Below are 19,478 nucleotides of genomic sequence, written 5' to 3'. Positions count from 1 at the left end.
TTTGAGAGCGCAATAGACGATTAAAGTGCGTAATTTGCCGACCAGTTCTCTAGAACTGATTGGTATGGCTTAATGAACTTCTCTTCTGCGAATTTACCTTGTTCAACAGCTAGCTGGCTTCGTTCTTCACGGTCGTACACGATTTGAGTCAGCGAGTGATCCAAGTTTTTCAAGTTTGGTTGGTAACAGTTACCCGCAACCGCGTTCGCGTTGTAAATCTCAGGTCGGTAGATTTTCTGGAACGTACCCATGGTACTGATGGTGCTGATAAGCTCTAGGTTAGAGTAATCGTTCAGCAGATCACCAAAGAAATAGAAGGCCAAAGGTGCAACACTGTTAGGCGGCATGAAATAACGAACCTGTAAGCCCATCTTTTTGAAATATTGTTCAGTTAAAGAAGACTCATTCGGCTGGTATTCAAAACCCAATACTGGGTGTTGGTTTTCAGTGCGGTAATAGGTTTTATTATCTGACACGCTTAAGCAAATAACAGGTGGCTTATTAAAGTTCTTTTTGTAAGCGTCAGAGTTAACGAAATATTTAAAAAGCTTGCCGTGTAAATCACCAAAATCTTCTGGAATGCTGAATTTATCTTGGCCTTTATTATGATCCAATAGACGTACGCTAAAGTCATAATCTCGAACATAAGAAGAGAAGTTATTTCCGATAATGCCTTCAATACGCTCGTTGGTTTTACGGTCCAGAATATTGGTTTTCAGCACTTCAATTGAAGGGAATGCTTCACCGTTGCTTTCAATGTCCATATCAACAGAAATGATTTCAAGCTCAACAGAGTAACGGTCGCCCTTAGGGTTGTCCCAGTGTGCTAATGCGTTGAAACTGTTATCGATCATTTGCAGTGCATTACGCAAGTTCGCTTGGCGGCTGTCACCGCGAGCCAGGTTAGCAAAGTTGGTTGTGATGCGCGTGCTGTCTGCAGGCTGGTAGTTTTCGTCGAGGCTAATGCTCTTAATCGTAAAATTAAATTCTTTATTCATGCTGATTTGGTATCCCAATTTTTTTTCTGATTCTCTCGGTCTTTAGTATTAAAACGGCTTTTATTTTTTGCTTGTGACCGGATCAAGAATCGAAGGCTATGCTGTCTGACATTAATGCTTAGCAGAATTAATGTCGTATAAAGTTAATCGCTTAAGGTTTTTATACGTTGATAGGTTCACCATTAACAATGGTATTACTTCACATTGAACATGAGGAATATTCATGATCTATTCTGTTTGAATATTTAAGCCGGTGTCAGTTATATTGATTAGCTTGATGGAAATATAACCACATTAATAGTGTGTTATTTAAGACGATTAATTTAATTAAGAGATGGATGAAATGAGTGAATTGCTGTTGTTGATTTTATACTGTGCATTATTAGGCAGTGGTGTTGGTTTTCTTGCCGGGCTTTTGGGGATTGGCGGAGGGCTGATCATTGTTCCGGTGCTAAGCAGCATTTTACTTCACTTAGAGATTCTACCTGCGGATCAAGTGGTTGTTGCGGCCATCGCTACTTCGTTGGCATCGATACTGTTCACCTCAACTTCTTCTGCACTTGCTCACCACAAGAATGGCAACGTGCCTTGGGATCTGGCGCCTTGGATCATGCTCGGTGTTGCTCTGGGTGCACTGGTTAGTGGCTTTATGGCGGCTCTGTTGCCGGAAAAAGTCGTTCGTATTGTGTTCGCTGTAAGTGTGGTTCTTATTGCGATCAAGATGTTCTTAAGCAGTAAAAATGATGCCCCTAAGGAACGAAAACTGCCAAACAAGGGCGTGCTAACGGTGCTGACAACCATTACGGGTGGCTTGTCTGCCATGATAGGCATTGGTGGCGGTGCATTGCTGGTTCCGCTATTAACGTTCTTCTCTGTCGATATGAAAAAGGCCATAGGTTGTGCCTCAGCTTGTGGCATTGTGATCGCGTTGTTTGGCTCGATAGGTTACATCAGCTCAGGCAGCAGCCACTTTGCTCTATCAGACGGCTTTGCTGGCTTTGTTTATCTGCCTGCGCTGCTGGGTATTGTGTGCACGTCTTGGTTTACGGCTCCTTTAGGCGCAAAAGCCACCAATCATTTACTGGTTCCAACGATTAAGAAAATCTTCTCAGTACTGCTAGTGGTTATCGCGGCAAGCATGGTGGCGCGTTAATTAAAGATCGTTCAGTGTGAATATATAGAACAAAAACGAATAAATTGATCAACCACCAATAATTAGAAAAGGGCAGTTTCATAACTGCTCTTTTTTTGTTTATCGGTCTATGCTTATACAGCTATGTACATGAGTATATTGATAAAACCGTTTAGTTATGAACAATTCACTGCTATAGCTAAATGTATCTTGTTTGATTCAACGGAATGCTATCAATGAGTGGTTTATGGATCCTTTAACGCAGGGCGTGTTAGGCGCTTCTTTGTCACAATCGGCAAGCAAAAAACAACATTTGGTTGTTGCTGGGGTATTAGGTCTACTCTCTGGATTGTCTCCAGATTTAGACGCACTGATTAAGTCACAGACTGACCCTTTGTTGGCTTTGGAATTTCATCGACAATTTACCCATTCACTCTTTTTTATCCCCATTGGCAGTTTGATCTGTGCCTTGGTTCTACATCACCTGATTGCAAAAAGGCGTGGGCTTTCTTTCAAACAAAGTTGGCTGTTTTGCGCTCTGGGTTATGGCACTCATGCACTGTTAGACGCTTGTACGAAATCGAAATACTGACTGATTTTCTGTTAGGTAAATGAGTGATAGTTCTGCGTCTAGCAATAGTCGAGAGATACAAAGTGAAATTTTAAATACAAAGATTCCCTACTAACAGTTTATTTTGTTATTGAGTAAATTTTGTAGAATAGACTACTAGAAAATAGACATTGATAAAAATAACGATGATAGATTTTCTGTTAGTAAATGAGGCTTTGTATGACAAAGGGTATTTATATACATAATATTTGGCGTGTTATTGTGTGGTACAGAGCATCCTGAAGGGATAATCGGTAGGCGGGGCCTATACTATCTGAATCGTCACCGTCTGATTAGGTGCTCATTAACTCTCTATCATATTATTTAATACTCTACAGACAGTATGTTTATTGGAGTCATGCCGGTTTTTCACGTCATGGGGTATCTTGATGTATTTGATGTATCTGTCGGAAGACAACAAAGTTCATCAATCACATTAAATCTAAACAGACGCAATAGAGCTTGTCACCTTATCTCTGTCACACATAATCGATTGGTGATAACAACAATCGATAGAGATAAGCAAAAACTCTTTTGTCCGAGAATCATTTAATATCTCACTTCTTTATTTATTGTTGCGATGATTTAGGTTTGAGTCTTCGCATCATTTAGGTGATTGTCCGTTAAGGTGTGATTTTTCGTTGATTTTGTATAGCTTTTGGTTGAATTCAAAAGATGTTCATTTACGTGGGTAGCGCACTTAAAGGTATCACTAACTTTCAAGGCAGTGTGGCATATCGTATTAATCAAGTGTCCAATATCTTCGTTAAGAGCGTTTGAGGAGGGAACAATATTATATCGAATAGTCCGTTCATTATTTGAATTTGTATTTGAAGCTGAATATTACCTATGAAACAATTGGTTAATCTTATTGGTATGTTGATATGGTGTTGTTTTGCAGGGTAACAATTCTAATAAAAATCGAAAAGATAATGACCATTCTTTTTATGTTCTCTTCATTATCCTCGGAACGACTCTAGGTGTTCTGGTAGGCGTCTTCCTTTGGCGTGATCCGGTTGAGTCTTTTTACAAATTGGCTAGTACTTTGGGTTCTTTAGGGACTGCAGGCACACTAGCATATTTAATCTATGATGGGCGAAAGAGTAGGGGAGCAGTTAAGATTCGTGATGAAAAACAGGATGAAATGCGGAACTTTCAGAAGTATCAGATGCACAGGCAGTCATTTGATGAAAGACTTGATAGTTTAGAGTTTAGAGTTTAGGTACAAGTTTTTAGGTCTTAGGTTCTACAATCGCACTAAGCTTTATTCTAAGTTGTTCCCCAACAATACTTTCACTCACGTCGAACTCAGCAGTGACATTTTGAGTGAAGCCAGCAAACATCTTGAAGGTGACTTGGGTAAATGTTTTACACACATTGGCCCCGCACCAGTTAAACAATTTATTGACCTTTTTAATAACATGTTTAACCACTTAACCATTGGGTTCCAGGATGAGTCTAAACTTGGACAAATCACTCTCTATGGTCACGATACCTATTTCAATTTGTTTGACTATGAAAAGAGTATTGATGGGCGTTGTTGATCAAATCAGCTTGAAGATCAACGACACCATATGTAGCTAGCCGTTAGCTTCTAACGGGCATACCTAGTCCTATGACTTTGTTAATCGCTTTGACATTCGCCATGATTTCGCCCACTTGAGCGTTGTAACATCTCAAGCTCAATTTATCGCTTGTTAGTCCTTTATATCGGGACATAGCAGTCTCAGATATTGAACGATAGTGATAACCAGACTCTGTTTTCCATTCCGATATTGTTCCATCTCTCAGAGCCATTACCGCTTTGTTTCTGGGATGACCGTCTTCCCAAAGAGCTGCATTCTTTCGAGGCGGTATTAACGGAGTACAGCCTTTATTTTTCAGAGTCTCGTGGCAATTTTTGTGTCATATGCTCCATCGGCGGATACGGCAGCGACCTTTCTACGTAGTGGGTTGAGTAACGTCGGTAACACTTCACTATCGCCTACATTTACAAGACTGACTTCCGCACTAATCGCTTCGTGAGTATCCACATCCACAGCTAAGTGCAGTTTGCGCCATGTCCTACGTTTTTCTGTACCATGCTTTTTCACTTTCCACTCCCCCTCACCAAAGACTTTGAGGCCAGTAGAATCAATGGCTATATGGCGAATAGCCCCTCTCGATTTATTGCGATATTTGACCTGAACTGTCTTCGAGCGTTTGCTGATACAGGTGTAGTCAGGGGACGTTAGTGGAACATCTAATAGCTCAAAGATAGAGTCGATAAAGCCTTGAATAGCAAGTAAAGGAAGAGAGAAGATGCCCTTAATCATCAAGGCGGTTTCAATCGCTGTATCAGAGTACTGAAAGCCTCTCCCACGCTTACCATGATGAGTTTTGCATCGCCATGCATCTACGGCTGAATCATCTATCCAGAATGTAACCGAACCACGTTTACAAAGAGCCTTATTGTACTCCGTCCAGTTAGTTATCTTCTTGTTTGCTTTACCCATATCACCACCATTCCAATCGTTTCAAATGATCAGATCACAGGACTTGGAAAAGGTTCAACTAATTTAGGCAACAACGCCTCTATCGACAATAATCGCGCTGAACGCGCAATTAAACCACTGGTCATTGGCAGGAAAAATTGGCTATTCTCCAACACACCAAACGGTGCTGATGCGAGCGCGATGCTTTACAGCATCATCGAGACCGCGAAAGCTAACGGTCTTATCCTCTACGACTACATGGTCAAGTGCATGAAAGAGCTAGCAAAAGCAGAGCCCGATATCGACGCACTCCTACCTTGGAACTTCAAACACTGACAAGTCGCCCCGTGGGTTCATGGGGCGGATACAAATTTTCTAATGCTTTATTTCGTAAAAAGTATGTCATTAGATCTCGTGTTTTAATTCGGCTACGTTCCTCTGCTAACTACTGCTAAAGGTGGATAACACGCTGATGCATATTATAATAAGTGTTTAAATAGAAACGCTTGTATGATTAGTAAGACAATGATTTTTAAGAGTTAAGTATCTTAGCAAGAGATAAAGGGAATGCAGTCTTTAAATCAACTTTTGTAAGAATAACGATAGGAGATATAAATACGCGATCACTGATCAAGTGTAGTGACCTTACGCTGGTGGACCGCGTATTAGCAGGTGGTTATTTCTGAATCAAAAACTCTTTCAATACATCAGCATCAACATATCCGGTATCGATGAAGCTTGGGTGGGAATCCAACTTAGGATAGTTGTCTCCCCCTCGTGATGCATAGCTTGGGAGAGATAGCTTATAGGTTTTTGAATTGACGATATCTTTGCCGTTAATTTGGATAGTGCCATCAGCTATTGTTAGGTTGCTACTGTGTTGTACATAGCCGCCTGAACCTGGTGTCTTAGCTAATACATCAGCTAAATAGGCTTGTAGCTCTTGCCCAGTTAGCTCTACTGTTACAACCGTGTTTCCCCAAGGCAGTACTTTAAGCACATCACGATAGGTGACTTCGCCTGCTTCAATGCTGTCTCGCACGCCTCCAGAGTTCATTATCGCCAGAGATGCATTAGTTTTCACCATCATGGAATCAGCAATCGCTTGACCTAAATTTGTTTGGTGATAACGAACTTGATCTCTATCACCAATAAGTCTGGCGGTTGAATCAGCCACTTTATAGTTGATCAGGCTATTGCCTTTATCAAAGTACGGCTTTAGTAGTTCCTCTGTTTCTACATCTTGTGGGATTTCTTCTTCATAAAGGAAATATTCACTCTTTCCATCAACCTTTACTTTGTGCTTTAAGTTAATAGGAATTAAACGATAACTTGTTAAATTAACGCTATCTCCTTTAATCACGAAATCAGCACGTCCTACGAATCGTCCCCATTCTTGAGCTTGCATGATCCAAACATCGTTCTTTTTATCTGGCCAACATTCATCTCCAGGTTTAAAGCTATCTTTCTTCATGAGATCAATTGAATAGCACACAACATTTTGGGAGTGCCCCCCAATGATTGCGTCTACGGTGCCTGGTGGCAAACTTTGTGCTAACTTAACATCACCGTAAGCATTAGATCCATGGTTACCGTTCTCATAATGACCCATATGGGTTAAGCCAATGACGACATCTGGCGATGACTTGTCTAATTCACTTTTAATATTCAGAAATTCATCTGCTGGATCCGTCATGCTATACATATTTTGTAATGATGACGAACCAACTCTGAGTGTATCGGTTGTCGTTAGCCCTACAACAGCTACTTTTAAATGATCAAAGTTAAAAAGTTTATAGGGAGCAAAAAGGCGAGCGTTTGTTTTCTTATCGTAAATGTTTGCAGAAAGGAATGGCACTTGAGACCAGATCTGCTGCATTCTCATGACGCCATATGGCACATCAAATTCATGATTGCCTACTGCCATGGCGTCATAACCTAATTGCTTCATTCCTAGAAAATCTGGTTTTGCATGTTGCATATCAGATTCAGGTACGCCAGTGTTGATATCCCCACCAGATAGCAGGAGAACTTCTCCACCATTGGACTTTACTTCTGCTCTGATCGAGTCTATTAAAGATTTTCGTGCAGCCATGCCTAATTGGCTATTATTATCTTTCCAAAAACGTCCATGATGGTCATTTGTATGAAGGATAGTCAGGTGCTTTTCTTGAATCTGTTCTGCGAAAGAAATCCCGGAATATAACAGTCCAAAGCAACTTAAAGCAGCGAGTAATTTAGGTGTCATAATTAGTCCTCCAACCCAGTCACTGACATCAGCACTAATTGAGTTTTTTGGTGAGGTTGAAAGTTATTATCTGCGGCAAACAATAGAGTGTCTTTACCGTTAACTTTTGGTCCGAACGCTAACCCTTCATAATTCTGTTGGCTTTCAACAAAATCACCAAAGTTGAAAACAAGCTCTTTGCTAGCTGGAGTGATTGGATTTGGCGCATCTTTAGCACTAATGTTTTGAGTACCTAAGATATTCGTTGCTTTTGACAAGTTAGCTTTAAAAACATTAACGTCGAAATTGAAACAGCAGAATCCTTCTTTAACGGCATAACCGTTACGTTCAACAACGAGTAACTTATTATTGTTGATCGCTAAAATTTCTGAGATACCATTGTCATGGATGCCGAAGTCGCTTTGAACATTAATGCGGTCAACGATATAGGTATATTCAGAAACTAGCTTCAAGTTGGAATTTTTATCAACAGCGAATTTTAAAATTCGGGCTGCTGATGGTATTTCTGTTGTGGAAACCGAGCCGTCTTGTGCGAGAGCCGACTCTGTAGCGACAAATAGTGTACTACCATCTGGCGATAGGCTCATTCCTTCAAATGATTGGTTTTTGCGGAGACCTGAAGTTTTACCATCACCTAGAAAATAACTAGGAAGTAGTGAACTGAAGTCTTTAATAAATTTTCCATTGGTATCGGTGTTGATCAAAGTATGGCTACCTTCAGAACCCCACACTAGGCTACCATTTGGTAGTAATACTATGGATTCTGGGTCTTTCTCATTCGCGCCATAAGGAGTATTTTTGTCGTTCTTTAAGATGACTGTCTCGTTGATACGAATAGAAGAATAATCCTTTGAGAAAGAGCCTTTGTAGAAACGACTTAATCCTTCATCGGGTCTAGAGCGAGAGTCGGTCAAGGCGATAAAATCAGTAGGAGATGTCATGACAATATCTGAAACCCCGCCAATCTCTTTGGTTTTTATATCTGCCTCTGAAGTACCTTTTACTGTGTGGTTGTCTAAAAGTGTACCTGTGGGTAAGTCATAAGTATGTAGCAAAGAGACTTCAGTAGTAGCTAAGGCATTAACAGAATAAAAACTTGAGCCGATGGCGAGGGGGTAGAGTATGTGAGAAAATTTCATAAAATCTTCCTTTTAGAATACGATTTATTAGACTTAAAGTTAAATTACCAAGAATAAGTTAGGCCTACACGGTAGCGGAGTTGGCGCTCATCTGTTGTTTTGCTTGCTCGTTTATCGGCTAAACGGAAGTACGGCTCCCAAGAACCAAGTTTGTAGCCAACTTTGAGATCAAGTGCATAGTCTTTTTTACCATTGTTCCAAGTGATGTAATCGTTGTCGTAGTAAACACCATTAAAAGTAAAACGTAGATCTGTACCTTCAGGGTTATATTTTAACCACACATCGTATCGTTCGTTGTTACGATCCGTATTGCCGTATGCTTTTGAATCACTTGTTGCTTTATCCATGTCATAGCGGTATCGGCCAGACAAACGCCACTCTCTAGAAAAATCGTAACCTACAGTCATACCGAATTCGTAAGTTGACCACCATTTGCTGCTGTCTAACCAAAACATTGGCTCTAGCCAAAATTTCTTATCATCTAGAGGCTTGAATTTGTAGACGATACTGAGGCCCATACCGTTATTGGTAAAGCTAGAAGGGTCCCAAGCGTTCTCTTCACCTTCATTCGTTGCGTATCGAAGTTCACCCAAAACGCCGATGCCATTACTAAAAAAATTTCCCATCATAACTCGGTCGTAATGTTTGGCATCTTTATCTAAATATTCGTGACGATAGTCGATGAAACCATGAGGCCAACCATCAGCAGTTGCAAAAGAACTCACTGCGGTTGCACTCAGGGCTAAGAAAGACACTGCTAAATTGCGATTCATAGAACACTCCTTGATTGTATTTTTTGTTTCTTAGTATTGGTTCGGACCAATTTTAATTATAGATGATTGTCTTTTATTAGAGATAAAATCAATATTGTTTATGAAACCTGTACGAAAAATGTGATCTTGCTCATTAAGTGAGCATTTTTCATTTTAAACTAATTAAAGCTTGTCTTGTTTGGGGTTTAATACGATCGTTGTCAAAAATTTGTATCTTCAAAGTTGTCATTAAAATTTTTTGTGAAATTATTAAAGGTACGTACCAATATAGTGAGACGAAAAATGAAAAAAAATCTACTTTTAGCTACTTCTATTGCTTTGGGTTGCGCTATGCCCGCTATGGCTGCTGATTATTCTGATGGCATCTATAAAAATGATCACCGCTGGTTCAAGTTCAACTACATGTATGCGAACAATGAACTGCCCGGCGAATCAAATCATGATTACATTGAACTTGAGTTTGGAGGTAAGTCAGGGATCTTTGATGTTTATGGTTACTTAGACTTGTTTAATCCGTTTGATAAGAAGAGTAGCGATAAGTACAACGAAGAAAAAATGTTTGTAAAAATCGCACCTCGTATGTCAATCGATGGGTTAATTGGTAAAGATTTGTCAGTTGGTCCAATTAAAGAGTTTTTTGTTGCAACAGAGCTATCATCTGGTGGTGGCGGTCATGCCGTTGGCTATTCACCGTATGGTGGATTAGTTGGTTTAGGTGCTGATATTGAAGTGCCATTCATGGGCGTCATGGGGTGGGCGCTACAAGCCAAGTATGATATCAACACACGTGATTTTAATGGTTATCAAATTGGTACTGCATGGTTTAATCCACTAGTGCATTTTGATAATGGTTCTTTCATCGCTTACCAAGGTTATGGTGATTTTTCGTTTGGTATGGATGACAGCGATTCTGCAAATAACTCAGCGACCAGTGCTTCTATGTTCAACGGTATTTACTGGCATAATAACAAGTTGTCAGTTGGTTATGGTCTGAAGTTGTTTAAAGATATGTATGGATTAAAAGATGGTGGCTTCGCTGGTAAAACTACAGGATTCGGTCACTACTTTAGCGTGGGTTACAACTTCTAATTTTTAAACCGTTTACCCTCAAAGCAATGCAGCCCTTTAAGTTAAATCTTAAGGGGCTTTTTTTGTGTGCTTTATCTGCTGTGTTCTTCGCTTCCACCATTTGTGTGATCTGGTTAAAGAAATAAGCTATCCGACAATAAAGCGCTTGATTGGTACGTACCATTTGATGTATTTTGGTTTTATCAACTGACCTTAGTTACAATATGCTCCTAATTTATGGAGGAGACCAAAGACATGTCAGAAAGTGGAAAAGTGGCGAAGTATGTTTTATTAGCCCAAACGCTCAAGCGTAAGATAGATGAGGAAGAGTGGGTTGAAGGAAGCGCTATTCCTACTGAGCGTGATATTAGCGAAAATTTTGACGTGAGCCGTTCCACCGTGCGTAAAGCGATTTTGCTGATGACGGAGGAAGGTTACTTAAGAAGTGAGCATGGAAGTGGCACCTTTGTGATGCCACGAATGACAAGAGAGCACCTATATTCGCTGCATAGCTTTAGTGATGACATATCTTCGAAAGGAGAGATCCCAAATCAACAAATTTTGGAAATGGTTGTAGTAAGCCCGGCTGACTTCTTAAGAGAAAAATTGGGTTTGCAGGCTGGCAGTTCAAAAGTGCAAAAAATTAAGAGATTGCGTTTTTCCGGTACTACTCCAATCGGTATCCATACTGCGTTTTTGCCTTTAGGAGATATGAAAGCTTTAACCCAAGAAGAACTGCTAGATTCAAAAAGTCTATACCGACTAATTAAGTCAAAATGGAACTTAAAACCGGTTGAAGCCGTGGAATCAATTAGTGCTCGGCTACCATCACCTACTGAATGCAGTTTATTAGAAATACCAGCAAACGAAGCATTGATAACTTGTTGTCGCATAACATTTTCGTCGAAATATAAACCGATGGAATATGTTGAAATGGTTTATCCATCAAGTAGATATAACTACAAAATTAGAATAAACCGAAGTTCATTCCAATCGTAACAAAAACTTCTGAATGGAGAATATTATTATGTTCAAACTCAACGCTTATACCAAGTTCATCGGTGGTGCCGTACTTGCGTGTGGTCTTTCATCTGGCGCAATGGCTAAGGATTTTAGTGCTGTTTACTTTGTTCATGGAACGCTAGGTGACAAGTCTTTCATGGATTCAGCCCAGCGTGGTATGGATATTGTGAAGAAAGAACTGGGTGTCAAAACGAAAACGGTTGAAGCTGGCTTAGACAGCACACAGTGGGAAAGCTCCTTCCGCGACATCGTTGAGTTTGAAGATTATGACGTTTATATCGCTGTAACCTATCCAATGGCTTCGACCGTTCAAGAGCTTGCACAAGAATATCCAGAGAAAAAATTCGTTCTCGTTGATGCGACTGTTAACTACGATGCATGTTCTAACAAATGTGACAACGTATATTCATTACTGTTCAAACAAAATGAAGCATCATACTTAGCAGGTGCTTATGCGGCAGAAATGACAAAATCAGATGTAAGTCTGATGAACAAAAAGTCTAAAGTTGTAGGTATTGTCGGTGGACAAGAAGTTCCTGTAATTAAAGATTTTGTCGTCGGTTTTGAACAAGGCGCGAAAGAGATAGATCCAGAAACGAAAATTTTAGTGCAATACGCAAACAGTTGGACAGACCCAGCTAAAGGAAAAGAAATTGCTAAGGCACTATATGGTCAAGGAGCGGATATTGTGTTCTCTGTTGCAGGTGGTACTGGTCAAGGTGTGTTTGAAGCTGCGGCAGAAAGTAATAAATATGCGATTGGCGTTGATGCCGACCAGTCTCAGCTACTTCAAGAATCAAACCCTAAACAAGCAAGTTTAATTTTGACGTCTGTATTGAAAAATGTAGATGCTGGTCTGTCTTTTGCCTTAAACAAAGCATATGAAGGTAAACTTCAATACGGTATCGCAGAATATGTTGGTGTGAAAGAAGGCTCTGTTGGATTGGCTAAAAATAACGTTTATAAGCAAGCAACTCCAAAAGATATTCAAGTCAAAATTGATGCAATAGAAAATGATATTATCAACGGGAAAATAAAAATCAATTCTGCATTTAAACACTAAATTTTAAATATATATTAATAATAAAACCTAATAGCCACAGTACTGTGGCTATTGGATCGGTACGCCTTATGAATGATTTTTTAATAGTAGATAATATATCTAAAACGTATGAAAACGGTGTGGTTGCGAACTCAGATATTAGTTTTACCGTAGCACAGGGTGAAATGCATGCTATCTGTGGAGAAAACGGCGCTGGTAAAAGTACACTAATGAAAATGCTGTACGGCATGATTAAGCCAAGTAGCGGTTCTATATACTACAGAGGCAATAAACTAGATTTAAATGGTCCTAAAGAAGCAATTGAATTTGGTATTGGAATGGTTCACCAAGAGTTCATGCTTATTCCATCATTCACTGTTGCTGAAAATATTACGCTAGGTAACGATATTTTAAATGGCAACTTACTAGATAAAGAAGCTGCTATTGAAGTAACCAAGCGTCTTTCTGAAAAATATAATTTCCAAGTTGACGCTGAAGCTACGGTGGAATCTATCCCTGTAGGGATGAGACAGCGTGTGGAAATATTAAAAGCACTCTATCGCGGTGCTGACTTACTTATCCTCGATGAACCTACTGCTGTACTTACACCTCAAGAGAGTGAAGAACTATTTGCTTCGTTAAAGCAGCTTACTAGAGAGCAAGGAAAGTCGATTATCTTTATCACTCATAAACTTAGAGAAGTGACCTTCGCGTCTGACAGAATTACAGTTATCCAACATGGGCGAGTTACTGGTGGTTTTGACACGAAAGACGTTAACGAAGAACAAATCGCGGCTAAAATGGTCGGTCGAGAGATCGTAACGCAATATGATAGACCAGCTGTTAAACGAGGTGCTAAAGCACTTGAAATTAAAAAACTAAATTATACCGACTCCGCAGGAATCCCAAGACTAAAAGGCTTAAATCTAGACCTTTATGAGGGCGAGATTTTAGGTATCGCAGGTGTTGAGGGTAATGGTCAAACTGAACTAGCTCAAACCATTGTAGGTTTAAGCCGAGCAAACTCAGGTTCTATCAAGTTTTATAACCAAGAAGTTTTAGGACTTACACCAAGACAAGTTCGAGACTTAGGTATCGCACATGTTTCAGAAGACCGCAAAGGTGATGGCACTGCGGGTGACGCTTCTATCCGAGACAACATTATCATTGATAGATTTCATCACAGAGCATTTGGCAAATTGGGTTTAATTAACATGAAATTTGCCAGAACTCACATAGATGAATTAATAAAAAGATTTGATATCAGATGCCACAGTCAAGAAACAGCAATCGGCTCTCTTTCTGGCGGTAACATGCAGAAAGTTGTTATTGCACGTGAAATATCTTCTGAACCAAAAGTACTCATTGCTGCTCAACCAACACGTGGCGTAGATATTGGTGCTTCGGAATTAATTCGAACTGAATTGTTGAAACTAAGATCAGAAAAAAAATCCGTTCTTTTATTTTCTGCCGACCTTGATGAAATACTCTCTATTTCAGACCGAATAGCTGTTGTTTACAAAGGTGAAACTGTGGCTTTTCTTGATAATAAAAATATAGATGAAAAAGATTTAGGTCTTTATATGCTTGGTTTAAAAAAGGATACATCTAATGAATATTAAGTATTTATTTGAAAACAAAGTGATTAGAGAACTATCAAGAATATTTACCGTAGTATTCGCAGCAATATTAATCGGTTTTATTATTACTCTATTTATTAGCGAAGATGCCTTCGGTGCGTTCAAAATTTTATTGACTGGTCCTTTCCCTAAAATTTCATTTGCTGATGGTGCGTTGCACTTAAAAGGAATGAGTCGTACGGGATCTTGGTTGATTGACTTCACGACATTAACACTACTTGGGCTTTCTGTTTGCTTAGCTTTTAGAGCACAGCAGTTCAGTATGGGGGCGGAAGGTCAATTATTCCTTAGTGCTTTGGTGTCGGCTTGTGTGGCTATTTATATTGATGGTCCAAGTTTTTTTGTTATTCCATTAGCTTTGGTCGCAGCAGCAACAGTTGGGTTTCTTTGGGGACTAATACCTGGATACCTAAAAGCGTACTTGAATGCTAACGAAATCGTAAGTACGTTGATGTTAAATGCCATTGCTGTGCAGCTATATAGATATGTCCTCGTGTATTACATGAACGACCCAAGTGCAGGTTATATCGCTTCTCAGACTATACCAGAAGCTGCGAGATTATCTTATATCTTGGATGGTACTCGCCTAACGTCGATGTTTTATATCATGGTTGCTGCTGTAGCATTTGTGATTTTGCTTGTATATCGCTCTAAGTTTGGATACCAGCTAAACATCATCGGTATTAATGAGCGTTTCGCTAAATATGGTGGTATTACTACTAAGCGTATCGTCATGCTTACGTTTGCTGTTAGTGGTGTATTTGCTGGATTAGCTGGCGCTCACATGGCATTGGGTGTTACGAGTCGATTGAATTTGTATCTTGCTCCTGGCATTGGTTTTGAAGGTATTGTTGTGGCTTTACTTGCTCGTAATGACCCTCGTCTTATTCCACTTTGCGCACTGCTTTATAGTTATCTACGTGTTGGCTCTCAAATCATGGAGCGAAGCACAGACGTGCCACGTGAAATTGTTTTGATTATTCAGGCATTAATTATTCTTTTTGTCATGGTTGAACATATTAAGCCGTTTGCAATTCGTCTATTAAATAAAATTAAGAGTAATAAATTAAAAGTAATTTCTCAATTTGAAAATAAAGGGGTTTAATATGTTTGAATTAGCATTTGAAGCCATATTCTCGTTTGCATTTTTAGCTGCAACATTAAGAGCAGCAACACCACTTATTTTAGCTACCATGGGTGGGTTAATCACTGAACTTTGTGGCGTAATTAATATTGCTTTAGAAGGACTGATGCTTATCGCCGCGTTTTTCGGGGTTTTGTTTGGCGCATACTTCATGGTGTGGTTTCCAGAACTTACATGGTTTGCTCCTTGGTTTGGTATGCTTTGTGGTTTGCTTTCGTCAATAGTTTTAGCTTGGGTATTAGCATTCTTTCACCTTGAGTTGGGAGGCAACTTAATCCTATCTGGTATTGGTATTAATGTTTTGGCAGGTGGTGTGACTGTATTCCTTATGTTTATTTTAACTGGGGATAAAGGTTCTACAAGTACATTAATTAGCCCAGTACTTCCGTTATTGGAAATCCCGGTTATTAACCATATCCCACTATTAGGTGATTTACTGAATTCTGATACAGGTGAAGGCTATAACGTAATTACTTATTTGGCATTCGCTAGCGTAATTGGTGTGAACATTCTTTTATACAAAACCCGCTTAGGTAAAAACTTACGTGCAGTGGGTGAGAATGAAGAAGCTGCTCGTTCAGTGGGTATTGATGTAAAACGAGTAAAGTATAAGTCCATTCTATTAAGCGGTTTGTTCGCTGGACTTGGTGGTATTTATCTCAGCATGGGTTACTTATCGTTCTTCCAAGCCAATATGACCAATGGTCGTGGGTTTATCGCTCTTGCAGCTATCTATTTAGGCGCTAAACATCCGATAGGAGCTATGTTAGCAGCATTACTGTTTGGTGCGAGCGCAGCATTAGAACCTCGACTCGCTCTATTTGAAATTCCAAGTGAAATTGTCGCGATGATCCCTGCGATCGTTACGATTAGCGCCTTAATTATCCACAGTCTTCATAACAAAAGAAAACAACAAAAACTTGCACAAAAAATCCATAATTTAGAAGGAACAGTTTGATGTCTAAAGAGAAAATTATTTTTAACAAAATTAAAGGTTCATTAGCTGCTGCGGGTATGGGTGACGCTCTGGGTGCGCCAACAGAGCTATATTCAATTGATGAAATCTTAACTAAATATGATGGATTGCTAGAGAAATTCGTAGAGCCACCAAAAGATACATTTGCTGGTGATTTAAATGGCGTTAAAGGACTTATTACGGATGATGCTAGCCAAATGTATGTTTTAGCGGAAGGTATCATCAAAGCAGGCAGAGATAATTTCACGAATAAAGATTGGGTAGACTGCTTACTACGTTGGGCTGACATGCAACCTTATGCGAACTACAAAGGTCCAACGACAGAACTTATCGTTAAGGCGCTAAAAGAAGGTACTCCAACCAATATGATTGGTCGAATTGGTACTTCAGAACGTCAAGCACCACAAGTTGGCGTTACTAATGGTGCGGGTATGAGAGTTGCACCTGCTGGTTTAGTTTATCCTGGCAACATTGAGGCTGCATGTGAACTGGCGCTTAAAACCTGTCTTCCTTCACATGATACAAATATTGCAATTGCATCAGCATGTGCGATTGCCGCTGCTGTGTCTGAAGCGATGACTGAGAATGCGACAATTGCATCTATTCTGGACGCTTCGCTAAAAGGCGCTCGTATCGGCGAAGAATTGGCTAAAAAACATGCTCGTGTCGTTGCAGGTCCAAGTATTGAAATGAAGATTCAGCTTGCAATCGATATCGCAAGACAATGTACCGATACAGTTGAATTCTTGCGAAAAATCGAGGGTTATGTAGGTAACTCGGTTACTGCCCATGAATCTATTCCTTGTGCTATGGGGATCTTTGCCTTTACTAAAGGCGATGTAATGAAGGGGATTATTGCATCAGCTAACGTTGGTAACGATACAGATAGTATCGCAACGATGGTGGGTTCAATTGCTGGTGCTTTACATGGCTTTGATGCTTTACCTGTAGATATGTATCAGGAGTGGCTAGAGGTAAATAATAAAGATTTCGACATCGAAGGTATTGCTACAGGCTTAACTGAAATCGTAGTCGGAGCATAGAGTGAAAGACTTATGGTTAAATGAGAAAGAGGCAATTATGCCTCTTTCTGCTACGAAACATGAGATTGACGGTATACCTGTCGCGATTCGAGATACTGTTTCGAATTTAACGCAAATACGCACAGTTAGTTTTGCCCTAGAGGGTATAAAGAAAATCATACTTATTGGAAGTGGCGAATCATATATTGTTGCTAAAATGGCTCAAGTTTCAGCGAACTTGCATAGTGGGATCACTGTAGAAGCAGTACAGTCTTATGATTTTGTTGCGTATGAAGAATATCAAGCGGCGAACTCCGAAACACTTGTCATCGCTATCACTTCTAGTGGTAGATATTCACAAGTAATCATTGCTCTAGAAAAGGCGATTATCAACGGATTTAAAACAATTGCATTAGTTAACGATGCGGCTAAATGGTCTCGCCCTATCCGCCCTACATATATCATCTCAACGTTAGCTAGTAAGCGTGGTATGCCTACCCAAAGTACGGTCTGCTCTTTCATTGCATTATTAAATCTAATTTCGTTTCTAGATAACAGAAATGGTCTTACAAAAGAGTTTGTATTGGAGTTAGTGGATACGCCGAAAATTATCGAAAGGGTTCTTTCTAGGACAGAAGCTTTCTTCAATGAAGAACTCATTGATTTAATGATTCACGCGGCTGGGTGGACATGCTTAGGTACTGGCTATAGCTCGTATATAGCAGAAACTATGGCTAATTTATTGGCAAGTGGTCCAATGATTGAGGCGAATGCAATGCCAACTGAAGAGTATCACCACTCTTTGCGTATGTTTTTACCTCAGCGCGGAAAGTTATTCTTTATCTTTGATGAGGATTCACAAGCTACTGAGCTTACACGCTCAACAATAACAGACTTACTTAATGTTGGCGCAAAGGTATTGCTTATCCATCAATATGAAATTGATGAAACTTTCTTAGACTCTAATAATTTCATCAGCTTTAACTACCGTACAGAAGAGTCTTTCAGTAAAGAACATACAAGCATTGAATTAATGTCTATTGCACAGATGATAGCTTTTCTTATGGCGAAAAAAGCCGTTGCGAATGGCTTGGTTCGCGCACAAATTTGAGGGAAACCTATGAAACGATATGATGTATTAGCGGTAGGCGATGCAAATGTTGATATGACATTGAAAGTTGATCGTTTACCTAAACAAGATGACAAAGTTTTAGGTATTAAAATTGCGGAGCAAGTTGGGGGGACTGTCGCAAATAGCGCATGCGTCTGCGGTTCTCTTGGCCTAAAAACAGCAACCTTAGCGCGAGTCGCGGACGATAAACATGGCATCAAAGTCTTAGATGAATATGTTAAGTACAATGTTGACTTGAAGTTTGTGCTTCAACCGAAGGGCTATGAACAGAGCACTGCAATTATCATGCTTGATGACTCTGGTGAGAAATCATTGATATTTGTACCTTCAAGCAGCTATGAATTTAATGAAGAACTAGTGGTAGTCGCAGTTGCTAGCAGTCGATACCTTTACACTATGCCTGGAAATTTAGAAAAGTTTAAAGATCTGACGAAAATTGCAAAAAATAGCTCTACAAAGGTAGTTGTTGATATTGAACCTACCATAGTCAATGAAGATGGCGATTTAAACATAATTTTAACGGGTGCCGACTTAGTTTACTTCAATCAAGATGGTTTTAAGAAAGCGACGGGGCAAGACGCTTCTAAAGATGCCTTGATGTCGATGGTGGAAAGCTATCAACTTGATGGTGTAGTTGTCACGCTAGGTAAGGATGGTGCAATTGCTTTTGTAAATGGTGAGTATGATTCCTACCCAGGTTTTAATGTGCCAGTAGTAGATACAACTGGTGCAGGGGATACATTTAACGCTTCCTTTTTATATACCCAAATAAATAAGATGCCACTGCGTTCAGGACTTGAGTTTGCGTGTGCTGCTGCTGCAATCAGCGTTGGCTCTGTCGGTCCGAAAGGAAACGTTCCTACTTTAGAAAAAGTGGCTGAGTTCCTTACGTCAAATTGATAATTCAAAATATTTGTAGTAGGTGCTGTCTATGGCGTTGTTGCCTAAATCAATTGAACCTTTTTCGAGTCCTGTGATCTGATCCTTTATGATGGTTAGAGCGGTGACAACATGGGTAAGGCGAAAAAGAAGATAACTAACTGGGCGGAGTACAATA

General features: G+C 39.8%; 16 protein-coding genes and 3 pseudogenes. 13 read left to right on the top strand and 6 right to left on the bottom strand.

The window, feature by feature from the left end:
- Positions 1-20 precede the first annotated feature (20 nt).
- The gene (locus tag AB4503_RS08545) at positions 21-998 is read right to left on the bottom strand and encodes a DUF1852 domain-containing protein (protein WP_029222390.1); all 978 of its coding nucleotides are present in this window, start codon (positions 996-998) and stop codon (positions 21-23) included.
- 343 nt (positions 999-1,341) lie between these two features.
- On the opposite strand from AB4503_RS08545, the gene AB4503_RS08540 reads away from it, so the two are divergent.
- From AB4503_RS08540 to AB4503_RS08530, 3 genes and pseudogenes are all read left to right on the top strand, one after another.
- The gene (locus AB4503_RS08540) at positions 1,342-2,151 is read left to right on the top strand and encodes a sulfite exporter TauE/SafE family protein (RefSeq protein ID WP_372114291.1); all 810 of its coding nucleotides are present in this window, start codon (positions 1,342-1,344) and stop codon (positions 2,149-2,151) included.
- Positions 2,152-2,377: 226 nt separating this feature from the next.
- A pseudogene (locus tag AB4503_RS08535) lies at positions 2,378-2,707 on the top strand (metal-dependent hydrolase); the annotation flags it as partial.
- A gap of 928 nt (positions 2,708-3,635) precedes the next feature.
- Positions 3,636-3,962 carry a hypothetical protein gene (locus AB4503_RS08530; RefSeq protein ID WP_372114290.1) on the top strand — a complete coding sequence of 109 codons (327 nt, stop codon included), beginning with the start codon at positions 3,636-3,638 and terminating at the stop codon, positions 3,960-3,962.
- A gap of 10 nt (positions 3,963-3,972) precedes the next feature.
- On the opposite strand, the gene AB4503_RS08525 is transcribed toward AB4503_RS08530, so the two are convergent.
- Both AB4503_RS08525 and AB4503_RS08520 read right to left on the bottom strand, forming a co-directional pair.
- A complete protein-coding gene (locus tag AB4503_RS08525; RefSeq protein WP_372114288.1) occupies positions 3,973-4,116 on the bottom strand; it encodes a hypothetical protein in 144 nt (47 codons plus the stop codon).
- A 211-nt stretch (positions 4,117-4,327) separates the two neighbouring features.
- Positions 4,328-5,235: pseudogene (locus AB4503_RS08520) on the bottom strand (IS5 family transposase).
- Positions 5,236-5,313: 78 nt separating this feature from the next.
- Here AB4503_RS08520 and AB4503_RS08515 point away from each other — a divergent pair.
- Positions 5,314-5,550, top strand: a pseudogene (locus AB4503_RS08515) (transposase); the annotation flags it as partial.
- Positions 5,551-5,890: 340 nt separating this feature from the next.
- On the opposite strand, the gene ushA reads toward AB4503_RS08515, so the two are convergent.
- From ushA to AB4503_RS08500, 3 genes are read right to left on the bottom strand one after another with little or no spacing between them, the layout of a single operon-like run.
- On the bottom strand, positions 5,891-7,462 hold the full coding sequence (gene ushA, locus AB4503_RS08510; RefSeq protein ID WP_372114287.1) for a bifunctional UDP-sugar hydrolase/5'-nucleotidase UshA: 1,572 nt from the start codon (positions 7,460-7,462) through the stop codon (positions 5,891-5,893).
- A gap of 2 nt (positions 7,463-7,464) precedes the next feature.
- Positions 7,465-8,601, bottom strand: a complete 1,137-nt coding sequence (locus tag AB4503_RS08505; protein ID WP_372114285.1) for an esterase-like activity of phytase family protein — start codon at positions 8,599-8,601, stop codon at positions 7,465-7,467.
- Positions 8,602-8,645: 44 nt separating this feature from the next.
- The gene (locus AB4503_RS08500; protein WP_140184408.1) at positions 8,646-9,374 is read right to left on the bottom strand and encodes an oligogalacturonate-specific porin KdgM family protein; all 729 of its coding nucleotides are present in this window, start codon (positions 9,372-9,374) and stop codon (positions 8,646-8,648) included.
- 282 nt (positions 9,375-9,656) lie between these two features.
- Here AB4503_RS08500 and AB4503_RS08495 point away from each other — a divergent pair, with 282 nt between their 5' ends.
- From AB4503_RS08495 to AB4503_RS08455, 9 genes are all read left to right on the top strand, one after another.
- Positions 9,657-10,463, top strand: coding sequence for an outer membrane protein OmpK (locus tag AB4503_RS08495; protein ID WP_140184384.1), 807 nt, complete (start codon positions 9,657-9,659; stop codon positions 10,461-10,463).
- Positions 10,464-10,697: 234 nt separating this feature from the next.
- Positions 10,698-11,441, top strand: a complete 744-nt coding sequence (locus AB4503_RS08490; protein WP_372114283.1) for a GntR family transcriptional regulator — start codon at positions 10,698-10,700, stop codon at positions 11,439-11,441.
- Positions 11,442-11,469: 28 nt separating this feature from the next.
- The gene (locus AB4503_RS08485) at positions 11,470-12,528 is read left to right on the top strand and encodes a BMP family protein (RefSeq protein WP_372114281.1); all 1,059 of its coding nucleotides are present in this window, start codon (positions 11,470-11,472) and stop codon (positions 12,526-12,528) included.
- A gap of 68 nt (positions 12,529-12,596) precedes the next feature.
- On the top strand, positions 12,597-14,129 hold the full coding sequence (locus AB4503_RS08480) for an ABC transporter ATP-binding protein (protein ID WP_372114280.1): 1,533 nt from the start codon (positions 12,597-12,599) through the stop codon (positions 14,127-14,129).
- Complete coding sequence (locus AB4503_RS08475; protein ID WP_372114278.1) at positions 14,119-15,252, top strand: ABC transporter permease; 1,134 nt, start codon at positions 14,119-14,121, stop codon at positions 15,250-15,252. Before AB4503_RS08480 ends, AB4503_RS08475 begins: the two co-directional genes overlap by 11 nt.
- A 1-nt stretch (position 15,253) precedes the next feature.
- Positions 15,254-16,249 (top strand): ABC transporter permease, encoded by a 996-nt coding sequence (locus AB4503_RS08470; RefSeq protein ID WP_140184390.1) that lies wholly within the window; start codon positions 15,254-15,256, stop codon positions 16,247-16,249.
- The gene (locus AB4503_RS08465) at positions 16,249-17,310 is read left to right on the top strand and encodes an ADP-ribosylglycohydrolase family protein (protein ID WP_372114276.1); all 1,062 of its coding nucleotides are present in this window, start codon (positions 16,249-16,251) and stop codon (positions 17,308-17,310) included. The genes AB4503_RS08470 and AB4503_RS08465 overlap by 1 nt, the downstream gene beginning before the upstream one ends.
- A 1-nt stretch (position 17,311) precedes the next feature.
- The gene (locus tag AB4503_RS08460; RefSeq protein WP_372114274.1) at positions 17,312-18,400 is read left to right on the top strand and encodes an SIS domain-containing protein; all 1,089 of its coding nucleotides are present in this window, start codon (positions 17,312-17,314) and stop codon (positions 18,398-18,400) included.
- A 9-nt stretch (positions 18,401-18,409) separates the two neighbouring features.
- Entirely contained in the window at positions 18,410-19,321 is a 912-nt protein-coding gene (locus AB4503_RS08455; protein WP_372114272.1) for a carbohydrate kinase family protein, read from the top strand.
- Positions 19,322-19,478 lie beyond the last annotated feature (157 nt).

This window comes from Vibrio sp. 10N.222.55.B11 (assembly GCF_041473705.1).
Taxonomy (GTDB): domain Bacteria; phylum Pseudomonadota; class Gammaproteobacteria; order Enterobacterales; family Vibrionaceae; genus Vibrio; species Vibrio crassostreae_C.
Note: the sequence above shows the minus strand (reverse complement) of the source record. Positions and strands in the feature narration are given on the sequence as shown.

Excerpts from the sequence above, each read along its gene's own strand:
- AB4503_RS08545 (WP_029222390.1), bottom strand. The coding sequence starts at position 998 with ATGAATAAAGAATTTAATTTTACGATTAAGAGCATTAGCCTCGACGAA.
- AB4503_RS08540 (WP_372114291.1), top strand. The coding sequence starts at position 1,342 with ATGAGTGAATTGCTGTTGTTGATTTTATACTGTGCATTATTAGGCAGT.
- ushA (WP_372114287.1), bottom strand. The coding sequence starts at position 7,462 with ATGACACCTAAATTACTCGCTGCTTTAAGTTGCTTTGGACTGTTATAT.
- AB4503_RS08505 (WP_372114285.1), bottom strand. The coding sequence starts at position 8,601 with ATGAAATTTTCTCACATACTCTACCCCCTCGCCATCGGCTCAAGTTTT.
- AB4503_RS08500 (WP_140184408.1), bottom strand. The coding sequence starts at position 9,374 with ATGAATCGCAATTTAGCAGTGTCTTTCTTAGCCCTGAGTGCAACCGCA.
- AB4503_RS08495 (WP_140184384.1), top strand. The coding sequence starts at position 9,657 with ATGAAAAAAAATCTACTTTTAGCTACTTCTATTGCTTTGGGTTGCGCT.
- AB4503_RS08490 (WP_372114283.1), top strand. The coding sequence starts at position 10,698 with ATGTCAGAAAGTGGAAAAGTGGCGAAGTATGTTTTATTAGCCCAAACG.
- AB4503_RS08485 (WP_372114281.1), top strand. The coding sequence starts at position 11,470 with ATGTTCAAACTCAACGCTTATACCAAGTTCATCGGTGGTGCCGTACTT.
- AB4503_RS08480 (WP_372114280.1), top strand. The coding sequence starts at position 12,597 with ATGAATGATTTTTTAATAGTAGATAATATATCTAAAACGTATGAAAAC.
- AB4503_RS08475 (WP_372114278.1), top strand. The coding sequence starts at position 14,119 with ATGAATATTAAGTATTTATTTGAAAACAAAGTGATTAGAGAACTATCA.
- AB4503_RS08470 (WP_140184390.1), top strand. The coding sequence starts at position 15,254 with ATGTTTGAATTAGCATTTGAAGCCATATTCTCGTTTGCATTTTTAGCT.
- AB4503_RS08465 (WP_372114276.1), top strand. The coding sequence starts at position 16,249 with ATGTCTAAAGAGAAAATTATTTTTAACAAAATTAAAGGTTCATTAGCT.
- AB4503_RS08455 (WP_372114272.1), top strand. The coding sequence starts at position 18,410 with ATGAAACGATATGATGTATTAGCGGTAGGCGATGCAAATGTTGATATG.